Genomic DNA, 15,031 nt, shown 5'->3' on the forward strand with positions numbered 1-15,031 from the left:
CGCCCGATGGCCGTGCAGGATCTGCTGTCCCAGGATGAGATCGATGCCCTGTTGCACGGGGTGGACGATGGGCTGGTGCAGACCGAGACCGCCGCCGAACCCGGCAGCGTGAAAAGCTACGACCTGACCAGCCAGGATCGCATCGTGCGTGGGCGCATGCCGACGCTGGAGATGATCAACGAGCGTTTCGCCCGCTACACCCGCATCAGCATGTTCAACCTGTTGCGCCGCTCGGCCGACGTCGCCGTGGGTGGCGTGCAGGTGATGAAATTCGGCGAGTACGTGCATTCGCTGTACGTGCCCACCAGCCTCAACCTGGTGAAGATCAAGCCACTGCGTGGCACCTCGCTGTTCATCCTCGACGCCAAGCTGGTGTTCAAGCTGGTGGACAACTTCTTTGGCGGCGATGGTCGTCACGCCAAGATCGAGGGCCGTGAGTTCACCCCGACCGAACTGCGCGTGGTGCGCATGGTGCTCGACCAGGCCTTCGTCGATCTCAAGGAAGCCTGGCAGGCGATCATGCCGGTGAACTTCGAGTACATGAACTCGGAGGTCAACCCGGCCATGGCCAACATCGTCGGGCCCAGCGAGGCGGTGGTGGTGTCGACGTTCCATATCGAGCTGGACGGCGGCGGCGGCGACCTGCACGTGACCATGCCGTATTCGATGATCGAGCCGGTGCGGGAAATGCTCGACGCGGGTTTTCAGTCCGACCTCGACGACCAGGACGAGCGCTGGGTCAAGGCCCTGCGCGAAGACGTGCTGGACGTTGCCGTGCCGATCACCGCCACCGTTGCCCGTCGTCAGCTGAAATTGCGCGACATCCTGCACATGCAGCCGGGCGATGTGATTCCCGTCGATCTGCCCGAGCACCTGGTGCTGCGTGCCAATGGCGTGCCCTCGTTCAAGGCGCGGCTCGGCTCGCACAAGGGCGCGCTGGCCTTGCAGATCATCGATCCGATCGAGCGGCGTTGATCGCGCCCGGCTCGTTTTCCCCCAGAATTGAATGCCAGTCGAGGACAGCATGGCCAACGACAACGAAATCACCTCCGCCGAAGACCAGGCCCTGGCCGATGAATGGGCCGCGGCCCTGGAAGAGACCGGCAGCGCCGGGCAGGCCGACATCGACGCGTTGCTCAACGGCGATGCCGGCAAGAGCGCAGGCCCCGGCCGCCTGCCCATGGAAGAGTTCGCCAGCGCGCCCAAGCCCAATGAGAACGTCAGCCTGGATGGGCCGAACCTGGATGTCATCCTGGACATCCCAGTGAGCATCTCGATGGAAGTGGGCAGCACCGAAATCAATATCCGCAACTTGCTGCAGCTCAATCAGGGGTCGGTGATCGAGCTCGATCGCCTGGCCGGTGAGCCACTCGATGTGCTGGTCAACGGCACGCTGATCGCCCATGGCGAGGTGGTGGTGGTCAACGAGAAGTTCGGCATTCGCCTGACCGACGTGATCAGCCCCAGCGAACGCATCAAGAAGCTGCGCTGAATGAGGCGCGCACTCACGGGCGTGTTCGCCTTGGCCGCAGTGCTGGTCAGTGGCGCGGGCTGGGCGGCGCCGGTGCAGACCGCCGCCGCTTCGACGCCTGCCGGACTGGGCGGGCAGGTGCTGCAACTGGTGCTCGGCCTGCTGCTGGTGGTGGGGCTGATCTTCTTGCTCGCCTGGCTGCTGCGGCGGGTGCAGGGTGTGGCGCCGGGCAATAACCAGTTGATCGAGGTGATCAGCAGTCGCGCCATTGGCCCACGGGACCGCCTGCTGCTGGTTCAGGTCGGCAAGGAACAGATCCTGCTCGGCCACAGCCCCGGCGACATCAAGGCGCTGCATGTACTCACCGAGCCGGTCGCCCTACCGCCTGGCAATCGCCCGGCGACGCCGGAATTCGCTCAGCAGCTGCTCAAGCTGATGGGCAAGGACCACAAGGACAAGCGCTGATGACTCGCGCCGCGCGCACGCTGTTGACCCTGACGCTGCTCTTGGCAGCGCCCCTGGCCCTGGCCGCCGACCCGTTGTCGATTCCGGCGATCACCCTGTCGAACACTGCCGACGGTCAGCAGGAATATTCGGTCAGCCTGCAGATTCTGCTGATCATGACCGCGCTGAGCTTCATCCCGGCGTTCGTCATTCTGATGACCAGCTTCACCCGCATCATCATTGTCTTCTCCATTCTGCGTCAGGCCCTGGGCCTGCAGCAGACACCGTCGAATCAGATCCTCACCGGCATGGCGCTGTTTCTCAGCCTGTTCATCATGGCGCCGGTGTTCGACAAGGTGAACGAGGGCGCCATTCAGCCCTACCTGAACGAGCAGCTCACCGCCCAGCAGGCCATCGACAAGGCACAGGGTCCACTCAAGGACTTCATGCTGGCGCAGACCCGGCAGAACGACCTCGACCTGTTCATGCGCCTGTCCAAACGCACCGACATCGCCAGCCCCGACCAGGCACCGCTGACCATCCTGGTACCGGCGTTCGTCACCTCCGAGCTCAAGACCGCGTTCCAGATCGGCTTCATGATCTTCATTCCGTTCCTGGTCATCGACCTGGTGGTGGCCAGTGTGCTGATGGCCATGGGCATGATGATGCTCTCGCCGCTGATCATCTCGCTGCCGTTCAAGATCATGCTGTTCGTGCTGGTCGATGGCTGGGCGCTGATCATGGGCACCTTGGCCAGCAGCTTCGGCGGCGTGTGACATCACCCGGGAGAACGACCCAATGACCCCTGAAGTTGCCGTCGACCTGTTTCGCGAAGCGCTGTGGCTGACCACCCTGATGGTCGCCGTGCTGGTGGTGCCGAGCTTGCTGATCGGCCTGATGGTGGCGATGTTCCAGGCCGCCACGCAGATCAACGAACAGACCCTGAGCTTCCTGCCGCGCCTGCTGGTGATGCTGGTGACGTTGATCGTCGCAGGTCCCTGGCTGGTGCAGAAGTTCATGGAATACATCAACACGCTGTACACCAGCATTCCGCAGCTGATCGGTTGACGCGGCCATGCTCGAGCTGACCGACGCGCAGATTTCCACTTGGGTCGCCACCTTCGTGCTGCCGTTGTTCCGCGTCACCGCGGTGCTGATGACCATGCCGATCATCGGTACGCGCATGTTGCCGGCGCGGGTGCGTCTGTACGTGGCGGTGGCCATCACCTTCGTCATCGTGCCCGGGCTGCCGCCGCTGCCCGAGGTCAATCCGCTGAGCCTGCAAGGGCTGCTGCTGTGCGCCGAGCAGATCATCGTCGGCGCCTTGTTCGGCCTGGCCTTGCAGATGCTGTTCCAGGCCTTCGTCATCGCCGGGCAGATCATCGCGGTGCAGATGGGCATGGCCTTTTCTTCCATGGTCGACCCGGCCAACGGCGTCAACGTCACCGTGGTCAGCCAGTTCATGACCATGCTGGTGAGCATTCTGTTCTTGCTGATGAATGGCCATTTGGTGGTGTTCGAAGTGCTGACCGAAAGCTTCACCACCTTGCCGGTGGGCAGCGCGCTGGTGGTCAACCAGTTCTGGGAGCTGGCCGGGCGCATGAGCTGGGTGCTGGGTGCAGGGCTGTTGCTGATTCTGCCGGCCATCGCTGCCTTGCTGGTGGTCAACATCGCCTTCGGCGTGATGACCCGCGCGGCGCCGCAACTGAACATCTTCTCCATCGGCTTTCCGTTGACCCTGGTGATGGGCATGGTGATCTTCTGGATGAGCCTGGCCGACATGCTCTCGCATTATCAGGGCCTAGCCAGCGAAACCCTACAATGGCTGCGTGAATTGGCGAGGGCGCGCTGAGCATGGCCGAGAGCGAGAGCGGTCAGGACAAGACCGAAGAACCCACCGAGAAGAAAAAACGCGACGCCCGCGAGAAGGGCGAGACCGCGCGCTCCAAGGAACTCAACACGGTTGCGGTGACCCTCGGCGGCGCCATTGCCCTGCTGGTGTTCGGCGGCTTTCTGGCGCAGACGCTGATGGAGGTGATGCGCATGAGCTTCACCCTGAGCCGCGAGGTAGTGGTGGACGAGCGCTCGATGGGCATCTTCCTGCTCAGCGCCGGCAAGATGGCGATCTGGGCCATCCAGCCGGTGCTGGTGGTGCTGTTCGTGGTGTCGTTCGTGGCGCCCATCGCCCTGGGCGGGTTCCTGTTCTCCGGCAGCCTGCTGCAACCCAAGTTCAGCCGCATGAACCCGCTGTCGGGCATCAAACGCATGTTCTCCATGCATGCCCTGACTGAGCTGCTCAAGGCCATCGCCAAGTTCGTGGTGATTCTGCTCGTGGCCGTGGTGGTGCTGTCGAATGATCGCCAGGCGCTGCTCGACATCGCCAACGAGCCGCTGGAGCAGGCGATCATCCACAGCGTGCAGGTGGTGGGCTGGAGTGCGCTGTGGATGGCCGCAGGCCTGCTGCTGATCGCTGCGGTGGACGTGCCGTTCCAGCTATTCCAGGCGCACAAGAAACTCAAGATGACCAAACAGGAAGTGCGCGACGAGTTCAAGGACAGCGAAGGCAAGCCCGAGGTAAAGCAGCGCATTCGCCAGTTGCAGCGCGAGATGTCGCAGCGGCGCATGATGGCTGCCGTGCCCGATGCTGATGTCATCATCACCAACCCGACGCATTACGCTGTGGCGCTCAAATACGACCCGGAGAAGGGTGCCGGTGCGCCATTGCTGTTAGCCAAGGGCACCGATTTCATCGCCCTGAAAATCCGCGAAATCGCCGTCGAGCACAAGGTACAGATCCTCGAATCGCCGGCCCTGGCCCGGGCCATCTACCACTCCACCGAGATCGAACAGGAAATCCCCGCTGGCCTTTACCTGGCCGTGGCGCAGGTGCTGGCCTACGTCTTCCAGATCCGCCAATACCGCAGTGGGCGGGGCAAGGCGCCGGAGCCACTTAAGCCAGACTTGCCGATTCCGCCGGATTTGCGGCGGGATAGTTGATGGGCATCTCGCGATGCTCACCGACTTGAAAGTTTGTCTCGCTCGCGATCGGCGGCGTATTCAGGCTGATTTGATCTGCAGCCAACAGAGACCATTTGATATTTTTGTCAGTTGCCGCTGGCCTATGAATCAGTGCATTTTGGGTGAGTCGAATGGGAGAATTGTTATGCTCAAGACTCGGAACAGCACCCCAAGCTTATCAGACAAAGATTCATCACCTGCTCCCCTTGATCGTGATTGGGAGGGACGGCAACCATTCACGTTTATGCCTTATGGCTTTGGGTGGCACATAGGCATCGCCTCAGGTTCGCTAGGGTTCAATGGTCAATTGGCGGGGGCCTTCTCAGGGTTGTACCTACTGGGCATGGGTCGACGCGCCTACAGTCCGCGACTCATGCGGTTCTTGAGGGCTGACCACGACAGTCCATTCGGGACAGGTGGCACAAATGCGTATAGCTATTGCGCAGGTGACCCTGTTAATTACAGCGACAACTCTGGACGTACTCGGCAGCCCTCCCGCGCCCGTTGGATGAGTCCACGTTTTGTGGAGGGCAACCTGCAGAATCGCGGCAGGCCGGAGGCCCGACCTTATGGTATTAATCAGCGGCGTCATTCATTTAACGGTTTTGACCGGCCGGCGTCGAAAACGTTAGTGGGTTACCATGCAGCGAAGACTCAATACCAAGACGCGCTGACTGCAACGCTACAAGGGCGTAAGGACGTGTTGCGTACTCCACTTGGCCAACATCGAAAGTTCGGTGTAGACAGTTACTATTTTAGAGCGGATAACGAGTTTGGAGCCGCTCATTACGCGGGCGAGTTAGGGGTGGCCCAATTCTATGCAAAAAAACGGGGCGCCCAGAGCGCTGCGCCGACCACAGTCTTTAGCGTCTATGTGGACAATGCGGAAGGTCTGCAGCCCGGATTGCATTATCATGCAGGCTTGCTCAAGCATGCTGAAAAGCCTCCTTATCCTGAAACACCGTACTTTTTCCAGTTCGGGTTATTGCCAAGGATCCTATCCCGTGTGTCGCTTGAAGTCGGTATTGTGAGAGGCAGTAAGCCGCTCCAGTTAAAGCCCGCGGAAGTGTAAGGCGCCCAACCTTATGTAGGACTGAGGATAGCCGTTAGAGTCGCTTAGGACTGCCCAGCTCCGAACGGACCTTCCTTCGGAGTTGGCCGCGGTATGCCATCGTGCAAAGCAGAAGCTCTCTTGACGGTACAGCCATTCTGAAAAAACAAACGTAACGCTTCAAAAGTGGAAAGCTTCTTGCAAAGCCACGCCCAGGCGCCGCGCTGGCGTCAAAGTTTTGCTTGAAGAGGACTCTCGGTGGATCGTTCGCATCTGATCAGTCATGCCCGCAACAACCTCGCCGGTCTCGGTCGGGGCAGCCTGGGCGTGCCGCTGTTGTTGCTGGTGATGCTGGCAATGATGATGTTGCCGATCCCGCCGTTTCTGCTCGACGTGTTCTTCACCTTCAACATCGCGTTGTCGATCGTGGTGCTGCTGGTCTGTGTGTACGCTCTGCGCCCGCTGGATTTCGCGGCGTTCCCGACCATTCTGCTGGTGGCGACGCTGCTGCGCCTGGCGCTCAACGTCGCCTCGACGCGGGTGGTGATGCTGCATGGTCATGAAGGGCACCAGGCGGCAGGCCAGGTGATCCAGGCCTTCGGTGAGGTGGTGATCGGCGGCAACTATGTGGTCGGTGCGGTGGTGTTCGCCATTCTGATGATCATCAACTTCGTGGTGGTGACCAAAGGTGCCGGGCGCATCTCCGAGGTCAGCGCACGCTTCACCCTCGACGCCATGCCTGGCAAGCAGATGGCCATCGACGCCGACCTCAACGCGGGCCTGATCGACCAGAACCAGGCCAAGCTGCGCCGTGCCGAGGTTGCCCAGGAGGCCGAGTTCTACGGCTCGATGGACGGTGCCAGCAAGTTCGTGCGCGGTGACGCCATCGCCGGCCTGCTGATTCTGTTCATCAACCTGATCGGCGGCATGCTGGTGGGCATCTTGCAGCACGGCATGCCATTCGGCGAAGCCGGCAAGGTGTATGCCTTGCTCACCATCGGTGACGGTTTGGTGGCGCAGCTGCCGTCGCTGCTGCTCTCTACCGCCGCGGCGATCATGGTCACCCGTGCCTCCAGCTCCGAAGAGATGGGCAGGCTGATCAACCGGCAGATGTTCGATTCGCCCAAGGCGCTGGGCGTTTCCGCCGCGCTGATGATGGTCATCGGCATGGTCCCGGGCATGCCCCACGTGGCCTTCATCGGCCTGGGTCTGGCAGCCGCCGGCGGTGCCTACCTGGTGTGGAAGAAGAAAGAGCAGGCGCAGGCCGTGGCCCTGGAAGAGGTCAAGCGCCAGCAGGATCTGCTGCCCTCGCCGCAGCGCGCCCAGGAAACCAAGGAACTGGGCTGGGACGACGTCACCCCGATCGACATGATCGGCCTGGAAGTCGGTTACCGGCTGATTCCGCTGGTCGACCGCAACCAGGGTGGGCAGTTGCTGGCGCGAATCAAGGGGGTGCGCAAGAAGCTCTCCCAGGACCTCGGATTCCTCATGCCCACCGTGCATATCCGCGACAACCTCGACCTGCAACCGAGCGCCTATCGCCTGACCCTGATGGGGGTGATTCTCGCCGAAGCCGAGATCTACCCGGACCGCGAATTGGCGATCAACCCCGGGCAGGTGTTCGGCACCCTCAACGGCATCGCCGCACGCGACCCGGCCTTTGGCCTGGAAGCGGTGTGGATCGACATCGCGCAGCGTTCCCAGGCGCAGTCGTTGGGCTATACCGTGGTCGACGCCAGTACCGTGGTGGCGACTCACCTCAATCAGATCTTGCAGAAGCACTGCCATGAACTGATCGGCCATGAGGAAGTGCAGCAGTTGCTGCAGGTGCTGGCCAAGGCTTCGCCTAAACTGGCAGAAGAGCTGGTGCCGGGCGTCATTTCTCTGTCGGGGTTGCTCAAAGTCCTACAGGCATTGCTCAGCGAACAGGTGCCGGTGCGGGATATTCGCACCATCGCCGAAGCCATCGCCAACAATGCGGGTCGGAGTCAAGATACCGCCGCTCTGGTGGCGCAGGTGCGTGTCGGATTGTGTCGCGCCATCGTGCAAAGCATTGTCGGCGTTGAGTCCGAGCTGCCGGTGATCACCTTGGAGCCAAGGTTGGAACAGATTTTGCTCAATAGCTTGCAGAGGGCCGGACAAGGCCAGGAAGACGGTGTCTTGCTGGAACCGAGCATGGCCGAGAAGCTGCAGCGTTCGTTGATCGAAGCGGCCCAGCGCCAGGAAATGCAGGGTCAACCTGCCATCCTGCTGGTGGCCGGCCCGATCCGCGCCATGCTCTCGCGCTTTGGCCGGCTGGCTGTACCGAACTTGCACGTGTTGGCGTACCAGGAAATTCCGGACAACAAGCAAGTCACCATCGTTGCCACTGTGGGCCCTAACGGCTGAGGTAGTGGGATATGCAAGTGAAGCGTTTTTTCGCCGCCGATATGCGACAGGCCATGAAGCTGGTTCGCGATGAGCTGGGCGCTGATGCGGCCATCATCGGCAACCGGCGCATTGCCGGCGGCGTCGAACTCACTGCCGCGCTCGACTACAAACCCTCGGCGCTGGCGCCGCGGGTGCCCAACGTCGCCCTCGAAGAAGAGCTGCGCAAGACCCAGTCGCGCATCGTCACCGCCCAGGCCGAGCTGTCCAGCCGCAACGACACCGATGAAGGCAACCGCCAGCTGTTCGCGGGGCTGTCGCTGACCGCCTCCGAGCCACTGGTCGAGCCGCACACCGAGGCCCCGGCCAGCGCCCCGGCAGCAGCCCCTGCGGCGGTCGATCCGCGCCTGTTCGATGCCATGCGCGCCGAGCTGTCGGGCCTGCGGGAGCTGCTCGAAGTGCAGCTCGGTTCGCTGGCCTGGTCGCAGTTGCAGGGCAGCAAGCCGCAACAGGCCAACGCCTGGCGTCGCCTGCAACGCATTGGCCTGAGCGGCGCCCTGGCCCACGAACTGCTGGGCATGACCGCCGAGATCGACGATCCGCGGCACGCCTGGCGCATGGTCCTGGCGCACCTGGCACGGCGCATCGATGTGCCGGATGTCGAGCCGATCGAACAGGGCGGCGTCATCGCCCTGGTGGGGCCGGCGGGCATGGGCAAGACCACCACCCTGGCCAAGCTGGCGGCGCGCTACGTGCTCAAGTACGGTTCCAGCAGCCTGGCGCTGGTGAGCATGGACAGTTTCCGTATCGGTGCCCAGGAGCAACTGAAAACTCTGGGCCGCATCCTCAACGTGCCGGTGACCTACGTCGACCCCGGCGAGTCGCTGGCCCAGGCGCTCGAGCCGCTGCTGCGCAAGCGTGTGGTGCTGATCGATACCGCCGGCCTGCAAGCCAGTGATCCGGCGCTGCGCATGCAGCTCGACACCCTGGCCGGGCGCGGCATCGCCTCGAAGAATTATCTGGTCCTGGCCACCACCAGCCAGAAACAGGTGCTGTCGGCGGCCTATCACAGCTACAAGCGCTGTGGCCTGGCCGGCTGCATCCTGAGCAAGCTCGATGAAACCGCCAGCCTGGGCGAAGTGCTCAGCCTGGCCATCGGTCACCAGTTGCCGATTGCCTATCTCACCGATGGGCCGCGTATTCCCGATGACCTGCACCTGCCGCGCAAACACCAGCTGGTGAGCCGTGCGGTCAGCGTGCAGATGCAGGACGAGCCCAGCGAAGAGGCCATGGCCGACATGTTCGCTGATCTCTATCACCATCCCGGGAAGCGGGTGGGTTGAGCGGTGTGCTGCGAAAAGTACCTACAGAACGGGGCGGGCGGTTTGCTCCACATGTGGCATGGGTCCAAGCGAGACAAGGTAAATAACAGACATGGGTAGCATGCATCCCGTACAGGTAATCGCCGTCACCGGCGGTAAAGGCGGCGTCGGCAAGACCAACGTTTCAGTCAACTTGTCTCTGGCGCTGGCCGAACTCGGGCGCAGAGTCATGCTGCTCGATGCCGACCTGGGTCTGGCCAACGTCGACGTGCTGCTCGGTCTGACCCCCAAGCGCACCCTGGCCGACGTCATCGAAGGCCGCTGCGAGCTGCGCGACGTGCTGTTGCAGGGGCCAGGCGGCGTACGCATCGTCCCGGCCGCCTCCGGCACGCAGACCATGGTGCACTTGCAACCGGCTCAGCATGCCGGGCTGATCCAGGCGTTCAGCGAAATCGGTGACAACCTCGACGTGCTGGTCATCGATACCGCCGCCGGTATCGGCGACTCGGTGGTCAGCTTCGTCCGCGCCGCCCAGGAAGTGCTGCTGGTGGTCTGCGATGAGCCCACCTCGATCACCGATGCCTATGCGCTGATCAAGCTGCTCAACCGCGATTACGGCATGAACCGCTTCCGCGTGCTGGCGAACATGGCCCAGAGCCCGCAGGAAGGGCGCAACCTGTTCGCCAAGCTGACCAAGGTTACCGATCGCTTCCTCGATGTGGCGCTGCAATACGTCGGTGCCGTGCCCTACGACGAATGCGTACGCAAGGCGGTGCAGAAGCAGCGCGCCGTGTACGAAGCCTTCCCGCGCTCCAAGTGCGCGCTGGCCTTCCGGGCCATCGCGCAGAAGGTCGACAGCTGGCCGCTGCCGGCCAACCCGCGCGGCCACCTGGAATTCTTTGTCGAGCGCCTGGTGCAACCCACCAGCGCAGGGCCGGTGCTATGAGCGCGAGCGGGTTCAAGATGTACAGCCGAGCGTCCAAGGATGCGCAGTACGAACTGATCGAGCGCTACGCGCCGTTGGTCAAGCGTATCGCCTATCACCTGCTGGCGCGCCTGCCGGCCAACGTGCAGGTCGAAGACCTGATCCAGGCCGGCATGATCGGCCTGCTGGAAGTGGCTAACAAGTATGACGCCAGCAAGGGTGCCAGCTTCGAGACCTACGCTGGCATTCGCATCCGCGGCGCCATGCTCGATGAGGTGCGCAAGGGCGACTGGGCACCGCGTTCGGTACACCGCAATACCCGTATGGTCAGCGACGCCATGCGCACAGTGGAAGCCAGAACTGGACGTGACGCTAAAGATCACGAGGTTGCTGCCGAACTCAAGATGGGGCTGGACGATTATTACGGCATTCTCAACGATACCTTGGGCAGTCGTCTGTTCAGTTTCGACGACCTGCTGCAGGACGGTGAGCACGAGGGGCTGCACGAGGATGGCGCCAGCGGCCAACTGGAGCCGGGCCGCGATCTGGAGGAGGAACGCTTCCAGAGCGCCCTGACCGAGGCCATCGCCAACCTGCCGGAGCGTGAGCGCCTGGTGCTGGCGCTGTACTACGACGAAGAGCTGAACCTCAAGGAAATCGGCGAGGTGCTGGGGGTCAGCGAGTCGCGCGTCAGCCAGTTGCACAGCCAGTGCGCCGCGCGCCTGCGCAGTCGCCTTGGGGAATGGCGCGCGCGGTAGCGCGCGCAAGCTGCGAGCTACAAGCTGCAAGCTGCAAGTGAGCGTTCCGCGCAGCCCCTGTGACACCGTGCAGTTCAGGCGAAACCGGTTCGCTTGCCGCTTGCCGCTCACAACTTGCCGCTGGAAATTTGGGGGCGCGCTCGGCGCCGAGCGCGTGATGAGACTGTTTGGAGATGGTTAATTGAACAAAGACATGAAAATCCTCATCGTTGACGATTTCTCGACGATGCGGCGGATCATCAAGAACCTGTTGCGTGATCTGGGCTTCACCAACACCGATGAAGCCGACGATGGCACCACGGCGCTGCCGATGCTGGAAAAAGGCCACTACGACTTCCTGGTGACCGACTGGAACATGCCGGGCATGTCCGGCATCGACCTGCTGCGCAAGGTGCGCGCCGACGAGCGCCTGAAAAGCCTGCCGGTACTGATGGTCACCGCCGAAGCCAAGCGCGATCAGATCATCGAAGCGGCCCAGGCCGGTGTGAACGGCTATGTGGTCAAGCCTTTCACCGCCCAAGTGCTGAAAGAAAAGATCGAAAAGATCTTCGAGCGCGTGAATGGCTGAGTCGCCGGAGGGCGCAATGCAATCTATCGATACCTCTCTGGGTGAGTTCGAAGGCACCCTGAAAAAACATGCCCGGGAACTGGTGGACAGCCTCGAGCGCGGCCACTTCGGCGACGCCGTGCAGCTGATTCACCAGCTCAACCAGACCCGCGATCGCGGCCTGTATCACGAGGTCGGCAAGCTGACCCGCGAGTTGCACAGCGCCATCGTCAGTTTCCAGATCGACCCGCGCATGCCGCAGGCCGAGGAAGTCTCGCAGATCACCGACGCCACCGAGCGTCTGAGCTACGTGGTCAAGCTCACGGAAAACGCTGCCAACCGCACCATGGATCTGGTCGAGGAAAGCACCCCGGTGCTCAACGGCCTGAGCGACGAAGCCAAGGCCCTGAGCCACGACTGGCAGCGCTTCATGCGCAAGGAAGTCTCGGCCAGCGAGTTTCGTGACCTGGCCAAGCGTGTCGACGGTTTTCTGACGCACAGCGCCGAAGGCAACCGCAAGGTCTCCGGCCATCTCAATGACATTCTACTGGCCCAGGACTACCAGGACCTGACCGGCCAGGTGATCAAACGCGTCACCGCGCTGGTGACCGAGGTCGAAAGCAACCTGCTCAAATTGGTGTTGATGGCCAGTCAGGTCGATCGCTTCGCCGGCATCGAACATGACCATCAGCAGCTGCGCGATGAAAAAGATCATGAAAAACATCCCGCCCGAGGTGAAGGTCCGCAGATTCATGCCGATAAGCGTGAGGACGTCGTGTCCGGTCAGGACGATGTAGACGATTTGCTATCCAGCCTTGGTTTTTAAGGAGCACGTTCAATGAGCTTCGGCGCCGATGAAGAAATCCTCCAGGATTTCCTGGTAGAAGCCGGCGAAATTCTCGAGCTGTTGTCCGAGCAGTTGGTCGAGCTGGAAAGCCGACCCGACGATGCGGACCTGCTCAATGCGATCTTTCGCGGGTTTCACACGGTAAAGGGGGGCGCCGGCTTCCTTCAGCTCAATGAGCTGGTGGAGTGTTGTCACATCGCCGAGAACGTGTTCGACATTCTGCGCAAGGGCGAACGGCGCGTCGATTCCGAGCTGATGGATGTGGTCCTGGAAGCTCTGGACACGGTCAACAGCATGTTCGGGCAGGTCCGCGAGCGCAGCGAAGTCACCCCGGCCACCCCGGAGCTGCTCGCTGCCTTGTCGCGCCTGGCTGAACCTGCCAGTGCCGAGCAACCGGTTCCAGCGCCAGCTGCCGCAGCACCTGCCGCTGCAGCCCCTGCACCTGAACCGGTGGCGCCGGCAGCGGTAGAGGCACGCGCCGCTGACGCGGACATTACCGACGATGAGTTCGAGCAACTGCTCGACTCGCTGGATGCGGTGAAAGCCGAGGCCGCTGCCGCCGAACGGGCGCCTGCTGCGGCGCTCAGCGTTCCTGCCGGCGGCGAGGGTGACGAGATCACCGACGCCGAGTTCGAGTCGCTGCTCGACCAACTGCACGGCAAAGGCCAGTTCTCGGCGCAGGCGGTTGCCGCTGCGCCTGAGGCGGCGCCCGCGGCTGGCGCCAGCGACGACATCACCGATGACGAGTTCGAAGCGCTGCTCGATCAACTGCACGGCAAGGGCACCTTCACCGCCGATGCGCTGCCAGGGGTGAGCGCGGCGTCGAACGCCGGCGCCGCCGTGGTCGATGCGCCGACACCGGCGCTCGGTGGCGCGAGCGAAGAGCACATCACCGAACACGAATTCGAAGCGCTGCTCGATCAGTTGCACGGCAAGGGCCAGTTCTCGGCCACCGCCAGCGCCGCGCCGGTTAGCGCAGCACCCGCAGCCGCAGCACCCGCGAGCACGCCCAGTGCAACCGCCGCCAAGCCCGCCGCCGCGCCGGCGCGCAGCCCTGCGCCTGCCGCCCGTGGCGGCGCAGCTCCGGCAGAGAAACATGCCAGCGAAGCGGAAACCACCGTGCGCGTCGATACCGCCCGGCTGGACGAGATCATGAACATGGTCGGCGAGCTGGTGCTGGTGCGTAACCGTTTGGTGCGCCTGGGCCTGAACAGCGGCGATGAGGCCATGTCCAAGGCCGTGTCCAACCTCGATGTGGTCACCGCCGACTTGCAGACCGCAGTGATGAAAACCCGCATGCAGCCGATCAAGAAGGTCTTCGGGCGCTTCCCGCGGCTGGTGCGTGACCTGGCTCGGCAGTTGAAGAAGGACATCAACCTGGAGTTGGTCGGTGAAGAGACCGACCTCGACAAGAACCTCGTCGAGGCCCTGGCCGACCCGCTGGTGCACTTGGTGCGCAACGCCGTCGATCACGGCATCGAAATGCCCGAAGAGCGCGAAGCCTCCGGCAAGGTGCGTACCGGGCGGGTGGTGCTGTCGGCCGAGCAGGAGGGCGACCACATCCTGCTGTCGATCTCCGATGACGGCAAGGGCATGGACCCCAACGTGCTGCGCGCCAAGGCCGTGGAAAAGGGCCTGATGGACAAGGACGCCGCCGATCGCCTGAGCGAATCGGATTGCTACAACCTGATCTTCGCCCCCGGCTTCTCGACCAAGACCGAAATTTCCGATGTCTCGGGTCGTGGCGTGGGCATGGACGTGGTCAAGACCAAGATTTCCCAGCTCAACGGCTCGATCAACATCTTCTCGGCCAAGGGCCAGGGCTCGAAGATCGTCATCAAGGTGCCGCTGACCCTGGCGATCATGCCGACGCTGATGGTGATGCTGGGCAGCCAGGCATTCGCCTTCCCGCTGGTCAACGTCAATGAAATCTTCCACCTCGACCTGTCGCGCACCAACGTGGTCGACGGCCAGGAAGTGGTGATCGTGCGCGACAAGGCGCTGCCGCTGTTCTACCTCAAGCGCTGGCTGGTACAGGGCCAGGCCCACGAGGAACAGCCAGAAGGCCACGTGGTGATCCTCTCGGTCGGCACGCAGCGGATCGGCTTTGTCGTCGATCAACTGGTCGGCCAGGAAGAGGTGGTAATCAAGCCGCTGGGCAAGATGTTGCAGGGCACGCCGGGCATGTCGGGGGCCACCATCACCGGTGACGGGCGCATCGCGCTGATCCTCGATGTGCCGAGCATGCTCAAGCGTTACGCAGCACGGCGTATTTGATTTC

At 62.7% G+C, this 15,031-nt stretch carries 15 protein-coding genes and 1 pseudogene; all 16 read left to right on the plus strand.

Features of this window, described 5'->3' with window-relative positions; genetic code table 11:
- Positions 1-6: 6 nt before the first annotated feature.
- Positions 7-975: a flagellar motor switch protein FliM gene (fliM, locus tag LK03_RS12470; RefSeq protein ID WP_028694532.1), complete on the plus strand. Its 969-nt coding sequence runs from the start codon at positions 7-9 to the stop codon at positions 973-975.
- Positions 976-1,024: 49 nt separating this feature from the next.
- On the plus strand, positions 1,025-1,492 hold the full coding sequence (fliN, locus tag LK03_RS12475; RefSeq protein ID WP_038414706.1) for a flagellar motor switch protein FliN: 468 nt from the start codon (positions 1,025-1,027) through the stop codon (positions 1,490-1,492).
- Positions 1,493-1,936 (plus strand): flagellar biosynthetic protein FliO, encoded by a 444-nt coding sequence (gene fliO / locus LK03_RS12480; protein ID WP_038412698.1) that lies wholly within the window; start codon positions 1,493-1,495, stop codon positions 1,934-1,936. It abuts the gene before it with no gap.
- Positions 1,936-2,691: a flagellar type III secretion system pore protein FliP gene (gene fliP / locus LK03_RS12485; RefSeq protein ID WP_038412699.1), complete on the plus strand. Its 756-nt coding sequence runs from the start codon at positions 1,936-1,938 to the stop codon at positions 2,689-2,691. The genes fliO and fliP overlap by 1 nt, the downstream gene beginning before the upstream one ends.
- Positions 2,692-2,713: 22 nt before the next feature.
- Positions 2,714-2,983: a flagellar biosynthesis protein FliQ gene (gene fliQ, locus LK03_RS12490; protein WP_028694528.1), complete on the plus strand. Its 270-nt coding sequence runs from the start codon at positions 2,714-2,716 to the stop codon at positions 2,981-2,983.
- Between the two features lie 7 nt (positions 2,984-2,990).
- Entirely contained in the window at positions 2,991-3,767 is a 777-nt protein-coding gene (gene fliR, locus LK03_RS12495) for a flagellar biosynthetic protein FliR (RefSeq protein WP_038412700.1), read from the plus strand.
- A 2-nt stretch (positions 3,768-3,769) separates the two neighbouring features.
- Entirely contained in the window at positions 3,770-4,912 is a 1,143-nt protein-coding gene (flhB, locus tag LK03_RS12500) for a flagellar biosynthesis protein FlhB (RefSeq protein ID WP_038412701.1), read from the plus strand.
- 265 nt (positions 4,913-5,177) lie between these two features.
- Positions 5,178-5,399, plus strand: a pseudogene (locus LK03_RS22505) (RHS repeat-associated core domain-containing protein); the annotation flags it as partial.
- Positions 5,400-5,441: 42 nt separating this feature from the next.
- Positions 5,442-6,005, plus strand: coding sequence for a hypothetical protein (locus LK03_RS22510; protein ID WP_240478682.1), 564 nt, complete (start codon positions 5,442-5,444; stop codon positions 6,003-6,005).
- A 237-nt stretch (positions 6,006-6,242) separates the two neighbouring features.
- On the plus strand, positions 6,243-8,372 hold the full coding sequence (flhA, locus tag LK03_RS12505; RefSeq protein ID WP_038412702.1) for a flagellar biosynthesis protein FlhA: 2,130 nt from the start codon (positions 6,243-6,245) through the stop codon (positions 8,370-8,372).
- Positions 8,373-8,383: 11 nt separating this feature from the next.
- Complete coding sequence (flhF, locus tag LK03_RS12510; protein ID WP_038412703.1) at positions 8,384-9,694, plus strand: flagellar biosynthesis protein FlhF; 1,311 nt, start codon at positions 8,384-8,386, stop codon at positions 9,692-9,694.
- Between the two features lie 82 nt (positions 9,695-9,776).
- Positions 9,777-10,619, plus strand: coding sequence for a flagellar synthesis regulator FleN (gene fleN, locus LK03_RS12515; RefSeq protein WP_205621244.1), 843 nt, complete (start codon positions 9,777-9,779; stop codon positions 10,617-10,619).
- A complete protein-coding gene (locus LK03_RS12520) occupies positions 10,616-11,356 on the plus strand; it encodes an RNA polymerase sigma factor FliA (RefSeq protein ID WP_038412707.1) in 741 nt (246 codons plus the stop codon). Before fleN ends, LK03_RS12520 begins: the two co-directional genes overlap by 4 nt.
- A gap of 193 nt (positions 11,357-11,549) precedes the next feature.
- A complete protein-coding gene (locus tag LK03_RS12525) occupies positions 11,550-11,924 on the plus strand; it encodes a chemotaxis response regulator CheY (RefSeq protein WP_154660632.1) in 375 nt (124 codons plus the stop codon).
- Between the two features lie 16 nt (positions 11,925-11,940).
- On the plus strand, positions 11,941-12,729 hold the full coding sequence (locus tag LK03_RS12530) for a protein phosphatase CheZ (protein ID WP_038412708.1): 789 nt from the start codon (positions 11,941-11,943) through the stop codon (positions 12,727-12,729).
- 12 nt (positions 12,730-12,741) lie between these two features.
- Complete coding sequence (locus LK03_RS12535; protein ID WP_038412710.1) at positions 12,742-15,027, plus strand: chemotaxis protein CheA; 2,286 nt, start codon at positions 12,742-12,744, stop codon at positions 15,025-15,027.
- The last annotated feature ends 4 nt before the right edge of the window (positions 15,028-15,031 follow it).

The sequence above is a fragment of the Pseudomonas cremoricolorata genome (assembly GCF_000759535.1).
In the GTDB taxonomy this organism is placed as follows: domain Bacteria; phylum Pseudomonadota; class Gammaproteobacteria; order Pseudomonadales; family Pseudomonadaceae; genus Aquipseudomonas; species Aquipseudomonas cremoricolorata_A.